Annotated in this window: 12 protein-coding genes; 5 read left to right on the forward strand and 7 right to left on the reverse strand. The window is 42.2% G+C overall.

All coding sequences use genetic code 11. The features are described from left to right. Nucleotides 1-200 (forward strand): hypothetical protein (locus BM386_RS23820; RefSeq protein ID WP_211482919.1); only part of this gene is annotated, 200 nt, incomplete at its 5' end. 14 nt (nt 201-214) lie between these two features. Here the strand turns inward: BM386_RS23820 and BM386_RS16010 are convergent. Further along, on the reverse strand, nt 215-2131 hold the full coding sequence (locus tag BM386_RS16010; protein WP_091696160.1) for an ABC-F family ATP-binding cassette domain-containing protein: 1917 nt from the start codon (nt 2129-2131) through the stop codon (nt 215-217). Nucleotides 2132-2207: 76 nt separating this feature from the next. Then, complete coding sequence (locus tag BM386_RS16015) at nt 2208-3242, reverse strand: Fic family protein (RefSeq protein WP_091696161.1); 1035 nt, start codon at nt 3240-3242, stop codon at nt 2208-2210. Nucleotides 3243-3492: 250 nt separating this feature from the next. Here BM386_RS16015 and rlmN point away from each other — a divergent pair, with 250 nt between their 5' ends. The 3 genes from rlmN (at nt 3493) to BM386_RS16030 (ending at nt 7854) form a co-directional block, all read left to right on the forward strand. Continuing rightward, entirely contained in the window at nt 3493-4560 is a 1068-nt protein-coding gene (gene rlmN, locus BM386_RS16020) for a dual-specificity RNA methyltransferase RlmN (RefSeq protein ID WP_091696163.1), read from the forward strand. 75 nt (nt 4561-4635) lie between these two features. Beyond that, entirely contained in the window at nt 4636-7317 is a 2682-nt protein-coding gene (locus tag BM386_RS16025; protein ID WP_091696165.1) for a TonB-dependent receptor plug domain-containing protein, read from the forward strand. A 60-nt stretch (nt 7318-7377) separates the two neighbouring features. Next, nucleotides 7378-7854, forward strand: coding sequence for a porin family protein (locus BM386_RS16030; RefSeq protein ID WP_091696166.1), 477 nt, complete (start codon nt 7378-7380; stop codon nt 7852-7854). A 104-nt stretch (nt 7855-7958) separates the two neighbouring features. Here BM386_RS16030 and BM386_RS16035 read toward each other — a convergent pair whose 3' ends face one another. From BM386_RS16035 to BM386_RS16050, 4 genes are read right to left on the reverse strand one after another with little or no spacing between them, the layout of a single operon-like run. Then, the gene (locus BM386_RS16035) at nt 7959-8900 is read right to left on the reverse strand and encodes a rhomboid family protein (RefSeq protein WP_091696168.1); all 942 of its coding nucleotides are present in this window, start codon (nt 8898-8900) and stop codon (nt 7959-7961) included. 2 nt (nt 8901-8902) lie between these two features. Then, nucleotides 8903-9694 carry a rhomboid family intramembrane serine protease gene (locus BM386_RS16040; protein ID WP_091696169.1) on the reverse strand — a complete coding sequence of 264 codons (792 nt, stop codon included), beginning with the start codon at nt 9692-9694 and terminating at the stop codon, nt 8903-8905. A 1-nt stretch (nt 9695) separates the two neighbouring features. Further along, nucleotides 9696-11543, reverse strand: coding sequence for a DNA mismatch repair endonuclease MutL (gene mutL, locus BM386_RS16045; protein WP_091696171.1), 1848 nt, complete (start codon nt 11541-11543; stop codon nt 9696-9698). Further along, nucleotides 11536-11949, reverse strand: a complete 414-nt coding sequence (locus BM386_RS16050; protein ID WP_091696173.1) for a hypothetical protein — start codon at nt 11947-11949, stop codon at nt 11536-11538. The genes mutL and BM386_RS16050 overlap by 8 nt, the downstream gene beginning before the upstream one ends. Before the next feature lie 399 nt (nt 11950-12348). Between BM386_RS16050 and BM386_RS16055 the strand changes: the two genes are divergently transcribed. Then, entirely contained in the window at nt 12349-15312 is a 2964-nt protein-coding gene (locus tag BM386_RS16055) for a serine hydrolase domain-containing protein (protein ID WP_091696175.1), read from the forward strand. Between the two features lie 6 nt (nt 15313-15318). Here the strand turns inward: BM386_RS16055 and BM386_RS16060 are convergent, their stop codons facing one another. Further along, complete coding sequence (locus BM386_RS16060) at nt 15319-16269, reverse strand: pyridoxal-phosphate dependent enzyme (protein ID WP_091696176.1); 951 nt, start codon at nt 16267-16269, stop codon at nt 15319-15321. Nucleotides 16270-16289: the final 20 nt, after the last annotated feature.

Below are 16289 nucleotides of genomic sequence, written 5' to 3' on the forward strand. Positions count from 1 at the left end.
GATACCTTGCGCACAGTATCGGCGGTGCCGTACTTAGTCTCAATGTCTGGCTACACCTTTATCCTGTTTTTTTGATTCAATTTAAAGATATGAGTATCAAGCCATTAGATTTTGACGTCATTGCGAACGACGGAGGAGTGAAGCAATCTCTTATCATTAAACAGATTGCTTCGTCGCTCGTGCCTCACTTCTCGCAATGACGCTTTAAGCGCCACTACTCAATCCCATCCAACTCACTCAATTCCAACCAAGTCAATTCCAATTCTTCCAGTTCTGAATCGATTTCTCCGATGCGGTTGGATTCCTTGATCAGTTCTTCATGATCAGCTATTCCTGCAGCTATTTTCTCCGTGATTTCAGCCTTTTCCTTTTCCAATTTGGCAATGGAAGCATTCACTTCCTTAAACTCATTCTTCTGCTTAAAGGTGGCCTTAACTTTTTCTGGAGCTTTCTCCTCTTGATACTTGCTACTTGCTACTGGAGTCTTTTCCTCTTGACTCTTGGATCTAGGCTCTTGATTCTTTTCTTTAAGTTCTTGGCTCTTTTCAGACTCTCGGAACTCGGAATAATTCCCAGGGAAATCAGAAATCTCGCCTTCTCCTTCGAAAACAAACAAATGCTCTACCAAGCGATCCATGAAATATCTATCGTGAGAAACGATGATCAAACAGCCTGGGAAAGTATCCAAAAACTCCTCCAGCGTATTCAAGGTCATCAAATCCAGATCATTCGTAGGCTCATCGAGAATCAGAAAATTAGGATTCTTGATCAACACCATGAGTAGCTGCAATCTTCTTCGCTCACCACCGCTTAGCTTAGCGATTGGCGTGTGTTGCTGCTTGGGAGGAAAACCAAACTGTGTCAAAAACTGAGAAACTGTGATCTCGGATCCGCCAGCGATAGTCACCACTTCGGCCACTTCTTTCACGATATCTATCAGACGCTTTTCCTCATCAAAACTACTTTCTTCCTGCCTGTAATACCCAAAAGCAGTGGTCTGTCCAATGGAAACTTTTCCAGAGTCTGGAGCTAGTTGCCCAGTGATCATATTTAAGAAAGTGGTCTTGCCAGCACCATTTGGGCCTACAATACCTACTCTATCTTTCTTTTTGAAGGTATAGGAGAAGTCATTGACGACGGTTTTGTCACCGAATGCTTTGTTTATTTTTTCGATCTCAATGATCTTATTACCCAATCGCTGAGTAGTCACAGTCAATTGGATATCTCGCTCCTCACGCTTCTGAGATGCTTTTTCTTTCGTTTCTTCGAAAGCATCCACACGGTATTTTGCTTTGGTGCTTCTGGCTTTTGGCTGGCGACGAATCCAATCCAGTTCCTTTTTATAAAGGCTTTTGGCTTTTTCGAGTTCTATATCCTCGATCTCCATCCGCTCTTCTTTTTTGTCTAAGAAGTAGCCATAGTTTCCTAAGTAGCGATGTACTTTACCCTGATCAAGTTCAAGGATTTCATTGGTTACTTTTTCCAGGAAATATCTATCGTGAGTTACCATGAAAAGGGCCAAATTAGCTTTCGCCAAGTAGTCTTCCAGCCATTCGATGGTTTCCAGATCCAAGTGGTTGGTAGGTTCATCGAGCAGCAGCAGGTCAGGTTTCTCCAAGATTGCTTTTGCCAAAGCAACTCGCTTACGTTGCCCACCGGAAAGTGTCCCAACAGGAAGATCTGTATCGTGAAGACCTAGTTTACCAAGCACTTCTTTCACCTGATATTCAAAATCCCAAGCTTGGAAAGCATCCATTTTCTCAAAAAGCACAGACATTTTATCCGAATTATCAATGCCTCGCTCGGCATCCAACATGGCTTTGTGATAGTCTTCGATTACCTTGAGGACTTCCGAATTACTTTGGTCAAAGATGGTCTGGTAAATACTCATTGTACCCTCAAAAACAGGGTTTTGATGCACATAAGCCACTTTTACCTGCTGGTTGGTACCAACCTGACCTGTATCAGGAATCTCCAAGCCCATGATAATTTTCATCAGCGTGGACTTCCCAGCTCCATTGATACCGACAAGGGCGATTTTTTGACCTTGTGAAATGCCAAAAGAGATATTGGAAAAAAGCTTGCGCTCACCGAACGCTTTACTGAGGTTTTCGACCGAAAGGTAATTCATGCCGCAAAAGTAAGGAAAAGGCGGGGGAGAATTGTTTAATCTCGTGCAAGTTAATAGAGGGCTTTGCTTAATTAAGTTAAAAGTAAGTGTTTACCGCAAATTCAGCTTGCTCAATAAATAGCTTTTTCATGGGAGTAATATTTGTTTGCTCGTAGAAAACCAGAATAGCTTTCTTATAGTCAAGCGGATCTACCGTCCGGAAAGAAAGAGGGCAATAATTTTCTGCGATCAAAATTCCGTTTGAAAGGATTCGGGAAGTTCTCTTATTTCCATCCCCAAAAGGCTGAATGTATGAGATTAGGACTAATGTTAGAAAAGCTTTTTCATAAATCGACTTCTTGGAGTTCACTAGAATACAAGTTTTTTCAAGCGCCTCTTTTATTTCAAATTCATTGTCTAGCGGATTATAGTTTGTCCCTGTGATGCCAACTCTGCGTTTTCGGATATTTCTATTAATGCCCAATTCCTTCACTAACAGGCTATGCAATTCTTCAATCAGCTTTAATGAAAGATTAACGCCATAATCTGGCTGCTCTACCAGAAAATCAATCGCCTCTTTATGATTAAGTAGCATTACCGCTTCATCTTTGGTTTTCCCCGATGCAGTCTTCTTTTCTTTCAGAAGCTGTTCTGTCTCTAAAAGTGAATAGGTATTTCCTTCTATTTGAGACGATTTCCAACTTAGATCAATTGCCAGTCTCTCCATCTCTTTTTGAAACTGATCTGATGTTAATTCCTTTGTTTTGATTTGGAATTTCATTTGAAGATTGGATAGGTGATCCTGCTCTTCAACAGTGAAAAGTGAAGTATTGGTTAAGTTCTCAAAAATATCAAAGTCAAATCTCCCTTTTATTGTTCTGTCATCCTGCTCTACCAAGAAGTATGTATCCAATTCTATTGGAAAAAGAATCTCCAACTTTGGAGTGGATGTATAAGTGGTGGCTTTACCCTTTCTAAGGGATATAATCCAATCTTCCTTGACCAAGTCAGAAATAATTCTCTTAATAGTCGCGTCACTTAGGTCTAATCCTGATTTAGCACCGATTTCAGATCTTGAAACCAGTTTATTGTTCTGAATGAACTCTAAAACGACTAGATGATTCTTGTTCATGACATTTGATTCAGCTCAAAATATACGAAAATACGGCTCAAAACTAGTGTAATATGAGCCGTATTTAGTAGTTTCTTAGAAGTTTTTGAGCCGTATTTTAAATTAATGTAGGAATCATCCAAGCATTTTCGTTTTAAGGAAATACCCACTTGATTCTTGATTCTAAAATCTTGGATCTATAATCTTGGCTCTCCTATCTTGATACTTACATCTAGCTACTTGCTACTCTGAAAAGTCTTACCTTTGCACCATGGAAGAAATTCAGAAAAAAGACATCCGTAAGCTATCCCTAACGCAATTGGAAGAATTCTTTTTGGCGCAGGGAGAAAAGAAATTCCGTGCCAAGCAGGTCTATGAGTGGCTGTGGAATAAGTCTTTGAAGAACTTCGATGAAATGAGCAATATTTCACTGAGTACTAGAGAAATGCTCAAAAAGCATTTTGAGATCAATCATATTCTCGTGGATCTCATGCAGCATTCTTCTGATGGCACGATCAAGAATGCGGTGAAGCTTTATGACAATAAGATCGTAGAATCTGTTTTGATTCCTACGACTAAGCGGATTACGGCCTGTGTCTCTTCTCAGGTGGGCTGTAGCTTGGATTGCAATTTTTGTGCAACTGCTCGTTTGAAACGCATGCGAAATCTGAATCCAGATGAGATTTACGATCAGGTGGTGGCGATCAAAGATGAGGCAGAAACCTACTTTCAGCGTCCGCTCACGAATATTGTTTTTATGGGAATGGGCGAACCTTTGCTGAACTATGCCAATGTGCTGGAAGCCATAGATAAAATCACCTCTCCCGAAGGACTGGGCATGGCTCCAAGAAGAATCACTGTTTCCACAGTCGGAGTTACCAAAATGATCCGCAAGCTGGCCGATGATGAAGTTCGCTTCAATCTGGCAGTTTCCCTTCACTCTGCAATCAATGAAACCCGCTCCCGTTTGATGCCTATCAATGATAGCAATCCCGTTGAGGAATTGGGTGAATCATTGAAGTATTGGTATGAAAAAACCAAGCGTAAAGTCACCTATGAATATGTGATTTGGGAAGGAATCAATGACGATGAGCGACACGCCCGAGCTCTTGCAAAGTTCTGTAAAATCATCCCTTCCAAAGTCAATCTGATCCAATACAATCCTATAGACGAAGGCGAATTCCGTCAGGCAAAACAAGAGTCTGTGGATATGTACGTGAGGATTCTGGAGTCTCAGGGGATCATTGCCAAAGTCAGAAAATCCCGTGGTCAGGATATCGATGCAGCCTGTGGACAATTGGCGAATAAGAATGAAGTGGGAGAGCTTAATACTATTTAACACTTTTTTTCTTGTTAATTAAATAGCTTTTAGTTTTTTTAAGGCTTTCTTTTGACTGCAGCTAACTATCACTTTATGAAAATTCATTTAATACTCCTGACACTGATCTTGAGTGTAACCTTTTTGAGACCAGCTAGCGCTCAAGACGAAATAATCCCCCAAATCCAGACTTTTTTTGACACCTATCAGAAGGAGTTTCCTGTAGAAAAAGCCTATTTACACCTGGACAAGAGCACCTATACCTTAGGAGAAGACCTTTGGTTTAGCGCATACCTTACGGCTGGAAGTGCACAGGTTCCTTCGCCTCTCAGCTCTACCTTATATGTGGATCTTTTTGATGGAGATGGGTTGCTTTTAGAGCAAAAAATCGTGCGATTGGAGAAAGGTAGAGGAAGTGGAGATTTTGTATTGCCTGCATTTGGCAAAGCTGGAATCTATCAGATAAAAGCCTATACGGCTTGGATGCGCAATTTTGGTGAAGAATACTTTTCTACTTCCATAGTGAACGTCATTGACGGTGCAGGAGGATCATTTTTACCCAAAATCACTTTTTCAAAAATTAGTGCTTCACAAGGAAAAGTCACATACAGTTCTAACCTGACAGCAGTAGATAGCAAAGGAAATCCTTTAAGTGGGAAAACTATAGATGTGAAAGCCCTAGCAGAAGGTGAAGAGGTATATTCCCAAGAGGTGACTTTGAACGCTGATGGAGAAGTTAATTTCACGTTCAGCATACCTGAAAAAGCAAATTTATCCCAGTACCTAGAATTCACCTATTTCGAAAGTGAAAATTACGCTGTAACTCAAAAGCTGCGCTTACCCTATAGCCTGACTTTAGCAGACATTCAATTTTTACCTGAGGGAGGTCACGCAGTAGTTGATAAGAAATCAAACTTTGCCTTTCGGGCGCTCTACCCAGATGGCCTTCCGGCAGCAATCAGCGGTAGTATCCTTGGAAGTGAGGTGGCCTTTGAAAGTAATTTTGCAGGTCTGGGCAAATTTGAATTGATCCCCGAGGGAAAGAGTCATCAAGCAAAAATCATAGAAAAAACTACTGGTCAAGAAGTCACAGTAAACCTTCCTGAGATAGATGAATCCGGCTTGGTCATGCAGGTAGTTAATAATCCAGCTGCAGGCTACCTGACAGTATTCGTTCAGGGAGATTATAATCCTAACGCACTCCTACTCGTGTCACAGACTCGCGGTATTATCAACTATATGATAAAGGGTGTTTTATCAAATGGAACCTGGGGGGTAAGAATTCCAAAAGAAAACCTGATCTCCGGCATCAATGAAATCACGGTGCTCAGTGCCGATGGCACTCCCCTGCTTCAGCGGTTGATTTACTTCCAGCAGGACGATCTAATCGATTTTGAATTGTCAAAGTCTGGGAATATCTCCAAGCGAGAAAAAATAAACCTTAGTCTCGTTGCTTCTGTATCAGGAGCTCCTACGAGTGGAAAGTATTCTGTTTCGGTTTTAGATGCAGATCAGGTGGACCCAACTCAGGACACAGGAGGTAATATTCTATCCTCTCTTTTATTGACTTCCGACCTGCGGGGAGGTATTTATCAGGCAGGCAAGTATTTTTCAGATAGTAGTCAACAAAATCAGGAGGACTTGGATTTAGTGATGCTTACGCATGGCTGGCGACGGTTTAGCTGGCAAGATGTGATGAGTTCTACCTTTCCAAAAATCGACTATTTTATAGAACAAGGATTAAATGTGGAAGGCCAGGTCACAGATTCGGGCGACACGAAAAAAGGGCTAGCTGGAGGTAAAATCACGGCATTAGTAGGTGAAGGGATAGAAATGGTCACTTCGGAATTTGGCCCAAATGGAAGGTTCCTTTTCAAAGATTTAAATTACCTAGACTCCGCCTCTTTGACCATCACAGCTGAGGACAACCGTCTGAAAAATTTTGTAGATGTAGAGCTGGATCTACCAGAGCCTGTATTTTCCAACATTCCAGGAAAATACTCAGCAAGCCCACTTTGGTCGGCAGATCTGGCAGCCACCTATGAGGCTAGATTTAGGATGAATCAACTGATCAACGGTCAGGATAAACTGATGGACCTGGAAGGAGTGACAGTAGAATCGACGACTATAAAGGAAGAAGAAGAGCAGGTGAGAAAAGTATATGGTGCAGGAGATGTCACACTTGAACCCGATAAAATTCCCGGTTCAGTAGGATTCAACAATATCTTCGAACTGATTCAGGGCAGAGTATCAGGAGTTCAGGTTTCTTTGGCTGGTCCCAATGTTAGTATCACCATTAGGGGGGTAGGTACACTGGGTGGAGCAAGCACAGAGCCATTGTTCTTATTGGACAATGTGCCTACTCAAGCGTCCACGTTGTTCAATGTCAACCCAAGAGATGTGGAAAGTATTGATGTCTTTAAGGATCCTGCCAGTACTTCTATATTTGGAGTTCAGGGAGGAAATGGAGTCATCGCTATTTATACCAAAACAGGAGCCGCTCGGGAGATAAGTGTAGGCGGTACTTTAGTCAGTCGCGTTGGCGGATATGCTGTTCCACGGGAGTTTTACCTTCCTAAGTATGACACCAAAACTGTGGAAAATGCCATGGCAGATGAAAGAGCCACTGTATATTGGAACCCGCTCGTGACGCTAGATGATAATGGTGAAACAAATCTGGAGTTTTTCAATACAGATTTGGCCAAAAGGCTGGTCATAGTAGTAGAAGGAATGGATGAGTCAGGGAGATTGGGTAGATTAGTCAGAGTTTTGGAGTAAGCACTTGTTTTATCTTCGAATCTCAGCTAATTTCTAACCCATATTTTAACCTGAATTGTAATGAAAAAGGCTTTACTGACTTTTTGCACAGTTTTGATGCTTTCTTTTGTGGCTTTTGGGCAAACTCAAGAGCAAGGAAATGCGCGCTTCCATGGCTATGGCACGTATGGTTTGCGCTATCAAAACTTTGGCGCCGGAGCGGGAATAGAATATTTCTTTGTGGACAAATTCGCCCTCATGCCAAGTTTTACCTTCGTTTTTCCTCCAGTTGGGAAAGAAAGTAACTTCAGTGCTGATTTGCGGTATTATGTGTCTGAGGGGCCTTCGCAGCTTTACTTTATGGCAGGATACAGTCAAACCTGGCAGGATACTCAGCCGAATGGCGCAGGGACACGCAGGAATTCCAAAGGTGCAAATATGGGAGTCGGAGCTTATATCCGGTTGACAGAAGGAATAGGCTTGAGCACCGAGTTCCGCTTCCAAAGCCCGTACCCTAGAGAAGTTGGATTCAGAGTTGGCTTTGCGATTCCATTGTAAGGGATAGTATCAAGACGTAAGATTTTAGACACCAGATTGGAGAGCCAAGATAAAAGAGCAAGTTGCAGCCATCTAACGTCTTAAGTCTAACTACTCACCACTCACTACTTTTTCGAAAACTCAAACAGCTTTCGCTTCTCTTCTTTATTCAGAGCTTCGTAGCCACGATCAGCAATTTTGTCCAAGATTTTATCGATTTCCTCTTGAGTAGCTTCGTCTGAGCTAACTTGTGTAGGTGTGGATTTTGTCGCCTTTTTAAAAGAAGAAAATCCTCCACCGCTGGAGGTTTTGGCTTTGCTGCGATAGGAGACTTTCACCTTGCTTTTTCTTCCGGAAAAAAGGTTTTCAAAGAATATCCCCACTTTCTGTACCGGAACACCCCAATCTATTCCTCTACGAAGCTGCACAATGTATAAGTAGCCAAGAAGTGCCCCACCCATGTGAGCAATATTTCCTCCTGCATTAGGCCCGATTGTTTGTGCAAATGAATAAATTACGTAAAATGCTGCTATGTAAACAATCTTTATTGGGCCAAGAAGAATTAAATGAAATGTCGTATTTGGACTAAGCGTTGCTGCTCCAACTACAATTGCTAAAACGCCAGCACTTGCCCCTAACATCAATGACCCATCTACAGAACTACTGAAATACGGAGAAAGATTATAAATTAATAAATAGAAAATCGCTCCAGATAGTCCACCTAAAATGTACAAATTTGTCAGTTTTCTGCTACCTAAAAATTCGTGGATTAATTGTCCAAACCAAAAGAGAAACAATAAATTCCCTAGAATATGCCAAAAATCGACATGCAAAAACATATAAGTGAATATAGTCCAAGGTTGGGTCGCTAGCCTAGAAATAGAAGCAGGCATCATCATATAATCTAATAGCGATTCATATGATGGTTTCATTCCTCCGATAGTCATAAACACCCGGAAAACCAGCACTACAAAAAACACAAGTATATTGATCGCAATCAGCTTGAAAAGGCTGTTGTCGCTGTGCTTAAACGCATTCCGAAGATTATCCCAAAAGTTACCGTACATAATTAATAAAAGCTGTTTCTGTCTTTTTTCCAGAAGTAAACCAAGACTCCGCCAATCACCAATCCGCTGAGGTGGGCAAAGTGCGCTACGTTGTCAAGCGGATTATTCACCAATACGTTATAAATGGTGTAAAGGCTGTAGAAAAGCACCATATATTTTGCTTTGATCGGAATCGGCGGGAAGAGTAAAAATAGCTGTGTATTGGGGAAAAGCATCGCAAAAGCAATCAAAACCCCGAATAAAGCACCTGAGGCGCCAACCATAGGAATATTTGCCTGAGCCTCTACAATAGCATCCAACGTCTGATTAGCCTGACTGATTTTGTTTGGGTCGTCGGGATTACGGCTGTAGTCATCGATAAAATCAAATACAGATCTTTTGAAAAACCCTCTGTTTTCCAATACAAGTTTGTTGAAGGAATCCGGATCAGGATTGTTTTGGAACATCGTCACTTTTTCCTCCAAATTATTCATCCTATAGGCAGAATATCCTGAGTAAAGAACCCCTGAACCTACACCACAGACCATCCACAAAATCAACAACTTCTTTGGCCCCAAAAACTGCTCTAGCAAGGGTCCGAAAATCAGCAATCCGAACATATTACCGAACAAATGCCAAAAATCCGCATGCATAAACATGTATGTCAGAAACTGAAATGGCTGGAAATATGGACTATGAATATAATATAGCGCAAACCAATCATTTAGCTGAGGAAAGATAAACCGTGACACGATAAGCAGCACCACGTTGATAAGAAGTAGGTTTTTAACTACCGGTGTAATATTTCTAAACATGCTATTTGCCGAAGAAGGAATGAATACTGCTTAAATCTAATTTCACGAAGGTTTTGTTCCCTCCCAAACCATAATTTGGGTTTTGACAGGCAAAAAGCTGCCCAACTAGGGTTTCCATTTCCTGTGAATTCAGTTTTTGTCCTTTTTTCAAAGACGATTTTCGCGCCAAAGAACGCGCAAGATTTTCTCTAGTATCGAGCGAAAGCTCACTTTTGAAATGCTTGTATTGCTCCAGAAGCCCTTCGAAAAGCTCCTTTTCATTTTTGACAGGTAAATCAGCCGGCACACCTTGAATCAGCACGGTGTCTTTTCCAAACTCAGAAACCATAAAGCCCAAACTATGTAATTCAGGCATGATGTCCATCACCAGCGCATAATCAGATGGCCCTAGGTTGATGGTAGGCGGAAAAAGGCATTGCTGCGACGTGCCCTGAGCAAGTTTCAGCTGGCGCAAATAGCGCTCGTACAAAATCCGCTCGTGAGCAGTCTGCTGATCGATAATCAAAAATCCTGATGACATCTGTGCGACTACATAGCTCAGTTCTACTTGGAAAGTCGTACCGGTTGATTCTGTCTCAGTAGGCCTAGGGATAAATTCTGTCGCTTCATCTGGCTTGGCCTTACTTTCAAAAGTTAAAACCTCTGTCTCCTCTGATGGTGTTGATCTATCGATAGCTCTAGTTTCTTGTTGAGATCCTTCAAACAGTCTTTCCCAGCCAGAAGTACTAGCCTGCTTGAATTCTGGCGTATTGAATGACTTATAGCTGTATTCCCGATCCACCTGCACTTTTTTCTCAGGATCCTTGTCCCATTTTTCATTGAAATTCACATCCAAACTGAAGTCTAGAGAAGGAACCACATGATGTGCTCCCAAAGCCTGCTTTACAGCGGATCGAATCACCGCATAGATCGTTCGCTCGTCATCAAATTTGATTTCCGTCTTAGTCGGATGGACGTTGATATCGATATGTGAGGGATCTATTTCCAGAAAAAGCACATAGAAGGGATGTTGATCCGGCTGCAACAAACCTTCGAAAGCGGAGCTAACCGCATGATTCAGGTAACTACTTTTGATAAAGCGGTTGTTCACAAAGAAAAACTGCTCACCACGGGTTTTCTTGGCATTTTCTGGTTTGCCTATGTAGCCTTTCACATTTACATGGGGAGTCAGCTCCTCACAGGGAACGAGTTGACCTTGGTAGTTTTTGCCAAAAAGACCAACAATCCTGTGACTAAGTTTGCCCGGGGTAAGACTGTAAACTTCCAGATCCTGCTGAAAAAGTGAGAAGCCAATCTCATTGTAAGAAAGGGCCACGCGCTGAAATTCATCCACAATGTGGCGCATTTCTACAGGATTTGATTTTAAAAAATTCCTACGTGCTGGTACATTATAAAACAGGTTTTTCATGGACACTGAGGTTCCCACATTGCCTGCAAAGGGCTCCTGCTTTTTCACTTCAGAGCCTTCGATCTGTATGAGAGTTCCGAGTTCTGATTCGGCTTGCCGGGTTTTCAATTCCACCTGAGCTACGGCTGCTATGGAGGCTAAAGCTTCTCCTCGAAAGCCAAAAGTACGGATAGAAAAAAGATCGTTAGAACTCCTAATTTTGGATGTGGCATGACGCTCAAAGCTCATACGGGCATCTGTAGCGGACATTCCTTTGCCGTTGTCAATGACTTGAATGAGCTGTTTTCCGGATTCTTTTACAACCACCTGCACTTGAGTGGCTCCAGCATCTACCGCATTTTCCAGAAGTTCTTTGAGTGCAGACGCCGGTCTTTGAACTACTTCTCCAGCAGCGATTTGATTGGCTATCGCATCGGGAAGGAGTTGGATGATATCACTCATATTTTTTCTTGGGTTTTAGCCTGAAGAAAAAATAGATGGCAGCAACTAGAGCCACAGCATAGGCCATGTATTCAAATATTACAGGCCCCAGATAAACGTAGCCGAAAATAGAACCCAATAGTAAAAGAAAAATGAAAGTCCGTATCATCGCTGTAGAAGCAAACATATTCACTCCGTCTCTTTCTTTTATTCCCTTATGCTGTGCAAAGGAGCCACGGATTCCTGCTCCATACGAACCGATTTCACGTGAAGTCACATCATTCTGATCCAAAAGTCCCTGCGCTTCTAACTCTTTCTTTATTTGAGAGGTTCTTTGCTCGATTTCCTCACGCACCGGATCATAATACCTAGGTTTGATATCAAATCTCATTGGAGCGGCAGTTCGAAATACAGAAGGGAATTTCATACAATTACAATTTATTTTTCTACGGTCATATGCCCGCTTGGTTTATGCCCATCAGACGGAAAACCTTACAAAGCTTATATTCTTCCAAATTTGTGAAGACTTCCAAAAGCTCCATTTCAAGACTAATTAAATATAAATTCATCTCTCACGTTAAGTAAAAGCACCAAGAGGGAATAAGTTCCAGCTCAATCAACCAGACATCAAATTTATGCCCTTTTTAACCCTTATTACGATCCGATGTTGCCTTATCTTTAGTAACTTCAATAATCAAGTGAATTCATCCAGCTTCGGGTGCTGACTTGGAAAACGGTAAGCGAATTAAAAACTCAAATTCGCTTTGAGAATTGATCTTCCGTACAAATTTATTTTAAAAGTTAAGGATTAAAAATTTACCCTGGAATGAGCAGTAAGCTGTGGAGAGTTTTAGCAATTGGTTTTATTGGACTTACTTTTTCCTCTGGAAAACTCGACGAATCCCTTTTAGTAGAGGATCCATTAATTTCACCTGACCCTATTTCTCAACTTAATTGGGTAGATTCTGTATTTAATAGCCTGACCTTTGAAGAGCGTTTGGGACAGCTTTTTATGGTGGCTGCCTATTCAAATAAAGACCAGGCTCACGTAAATGAAATAAGTGAACTCATAAAATCTGAGAATCTAGGCGGACTCATATTTTTTCAAGGAGGCCCAGATAGACAAGCCCGTCTTACAAATTACTACCAGGCACAATCCAAAACACCACTTTTCATTGCCATGGATGCCGAATGGGGCATAAGCATGCGGCTGGATTCTGTGCCTGATTTTCCGAAGGCAATGACTTTGGGAGCGGTTCAGAATGAAGAGTTGATATATGACATGGGTAAGGAAATGGCGCGGCAGTTCAAGGAGTTGGGCATGCACATCAATTTTGCTCCGGTGGTGGACGTGAATTCCAACCCGGATAATCCCGTAATCGGATATCGTGCGTTTGGTGGAGAAAAAGAAGTGGTGGCTCAACACGCTTTAGCTTACATGAAAGGCCTTCAGGAAAATGGCGTGATAGCCAATGCTAAGCATTTCCCAGGGCATGGAGATACGGAGGCGGATAGTCATTATTCTTTGCCGGTAATCAAGAACCCAGAGCATCAGATTTGGGATGTGGACTTATATCCTTATCAGAAGCTATTCAAAGAAAACCTAATGTCCGTGATGGTAGCGCACTTGAACGTACCAAGCCTAGATGATACAGGAAATATGGCCACTAGCTTATCCAAAAAAGTCGTTACAGACCTGCTTCAAAATCGGATGAATTTTCAGGGTTTGATTTTCACCGATGCCCTCAATATGAAAGGTGTGGCGGTAGCAAATACTCCTGGAGAAGTAGATTTGAAAGCATTGTTGGCAGGAAATGATGTATTGCTTTATTCTCAGGATGTACCGAAAGCTAAAATACTAATCAAGGAAGCGGTAGCTGATGGGAAAATTTCGGAAAAAGAAATAGATAGAAGAGTAAAGAAAATATTAAAAGCTAAGTATTGGGCGGGATTAAATAACTACAAACCCATCAAAACCTATGAGTTAGTCGAGCGATTGGATACACCAGAAACCGAAGCCATCATCGAAAAACTTTATGCAGATGCATTTACGGTTGCTACCAATAAAGACAACCTCATTCCATTCAAAAATTTGGATTTACATTCCTTCGCAAGCCTGAGCATTGGGGATAAGGGAGAGGAATTTCAAAAATACCTAAGCAAATACACCAAGTTTGAGCATTTCAGTATTGAAAAGGCTGCTAACGAGACTACGCACAACAATACCATAAAGAAACTAGAAGATTATGATGTAGTAGTTGTTGGTTTGATGGGAATAAGTAATAGTCCGAGACGTAACTTTGGTGTAGCTCCAGCAGATGTACAGCTGATCAAGGATTTATCAAAAAGACAAAAGGTAGTGACCGTTCTTTTCGGAAATGCTTATGCATCCAAGCAATTGCAGGGCCTTGGAAATGTAGTTTTTGCCTATGAAAACAATAAGGTAACTCAGGAATTAGCTCCCCAGATTTTATTCGGTGGCAGAGCTGCCAAGGGAATTTTACCTGTGTCGGTAAACGAGCAATTTTCTCATGGAGTAGGAGGGTATTTAGCACCAAGTAGTCGGCTTTCTTATGGTACGCCGGAAAGTGTAGGCATGGATAGCAATATTTTGGATAAAATCGATGCTGTCGCGGAAAAAGCAATTCGAATCCAAGCTACACCAGGCGCGAACATACTGGTAGTAAAGGATGGAAAAGTGGTCTTTGAGCGATCCTACGGGAAGTTAGAATACAAATCAAGTCCAGCCGTAAATTCTGAAACCTTGTATGATTTGGCATCGATTACCAAAGTTTTGGCGACCACGCAGGCGGTAATGTTTCTCGAAAGCCGAGGAGAACTGGACATGAAAAACTCCTTGGAGGATTACCTGCCAGAACTGAAAGGCACGAATAAAGGCAAAATGATACTAAGCGATGTGATGGCACATGAAGCAGGCTTGGTAGCATTTATCCCCTATTATGCCCGCACAGTAGAAGCTGGGCAATGGAGAGGTGATTATTACAAGCCCGCTGCAGCTCCTGGATTTAATCGTCCCGTTTCCAATGATATGTATGGCATGGATGCCCTGCGTGACAGCATCTGGCATTGGACTATAGACTCTAAGATTACTCCTATCCCCCGTGGAGCAAGCAAGCATAAATATGTGTATTCTGACCTTACGATGTATTTGATGCAGGCCGTAGTAGAAAGGGTCTTAAATCAACCTTTGGAGTCCTTCTTGGATCAAAATTTCTATGCGCCTTTAGGTTTGAACACCATGACATTCAATCCGGCGATGAAGATGTCAATTGATAATATAGCTCCTACGGAAAATGATATTACTTGGAGAAAAAGGCAAGTCAAAGGTTATGTACACGATCAAGGAGCAGCGATGTATGGCGGAGTAGCAGGGCATGCTGGTCTTTTTGGAACTGCAAATGACCTAGCTGTGATGATGCAAATGATGCTGAACGGAGGGAACTATGGTGGAGTGAATCTAATCCGACCAGAGACTGTGAAAAAATTCACGAAAAATCAATCCAGCCAGAGCCGCCGAGGCTGGGGCTGGGATAAGCCAAATACTGAAATTGGAAGCGGAGGTTCGGCAGGAGATCTAGCACCGAAATCGACATTTGGCCACACAGGGTTTACCGGAACCTGCGTTTGGGCTGATCCAGAAAACGACTTAATTTATGTGTTTCTTTCTAATAGGGTTTACCCGGATGCTACGAACACCAAATTGCTAAGAGAAGGAATCAGAACTGATATTCACGATATCATCTATGAGGCAATGGGTAAAAAGAAGTAGCGTAGATTAAAAAGGCAATTTCCCCAAGTCAACATTTCCCCCGGAAAGAATAACTCCGACTTTCTTTCCTCTGAATCTATCCTGATTTGCTAGTAATGCTGCCAGAGGAACTGCGCAGGAAGGCTCGATCACGATTTTCATCCGCTCATAGATCAAGCGCATTGCTGCTATGATTTGAGGATCGGTGGCAAGCAGAATGTCAGAAACGTAGGCTTTGATCAATTCGAAATTCAATACTCCCAAGGAAGTCAATAATCCATCAGCAATGGTATTTGGGCCTGACTGGAGAATGATTTTTCCTGCATGAAAAGACTGAAATGCATCATCTGCACCCGTCGGCTCAGCGGCGATAACTTCTAGATTTGAATTTAGATAATGTGCTGTCAAAGCCGTGCCCCCAAGCAATCCGCCACCGCCCACCGGAGCCATGATGATATCCAAATTGTCTTGATCTTCAATGAGCTCCAAGGCACAGGTTGCCTGCCCTTCGATCACATCCATAAAGTCGTATGGAGGGATAAAGGTGGCGCCGGTTTTTTCAACTACACTTTCCAAAGTTGTTTCTCTTGCCTTGAGGTTTGGCTCGCATTCTATGATTTTTCCACCATAGCCTTTCACTGCTTTCTTTTTGATCTCCGGCGCATTGGAAGGCATGACGATGTAGGCAGGAATACCCGCCACACTTGCCGCTCTGGCCAATGCTGCAGCGTGATTTCCACTGCTATGCGTAGCCACGCCTTTTGCCTTGTCGGCTTCGGAGAGTTTCATGACTGCATTTGCAGCTCCTCGGGCTTTAAAAGCCCCAACTTTCTGGAAGTTTTCGCATTTGAAAAAAATCTCACACCCTGCAATTTCATTGATCGCCGAAGAAGTTAAAATAGGTGTGCGATGAATAAAGGGCTGAATACGTTCGTGAGCAGTTTGAATATCTTCAAGGGTGGGAAAAGCTGTGTTCATGTGCTGAAATTAATGAGAAA

Origin of the sequence: Algoriphagus locisalis (assembly GCF_900116615.1) — a bacterium.
Lineage (GTDB): Bacteria > Bacteroidota > Bacteroidia > Cytophagales > Cyclobacteriaceae > Algoriphagus > Algoriphagus locisalis.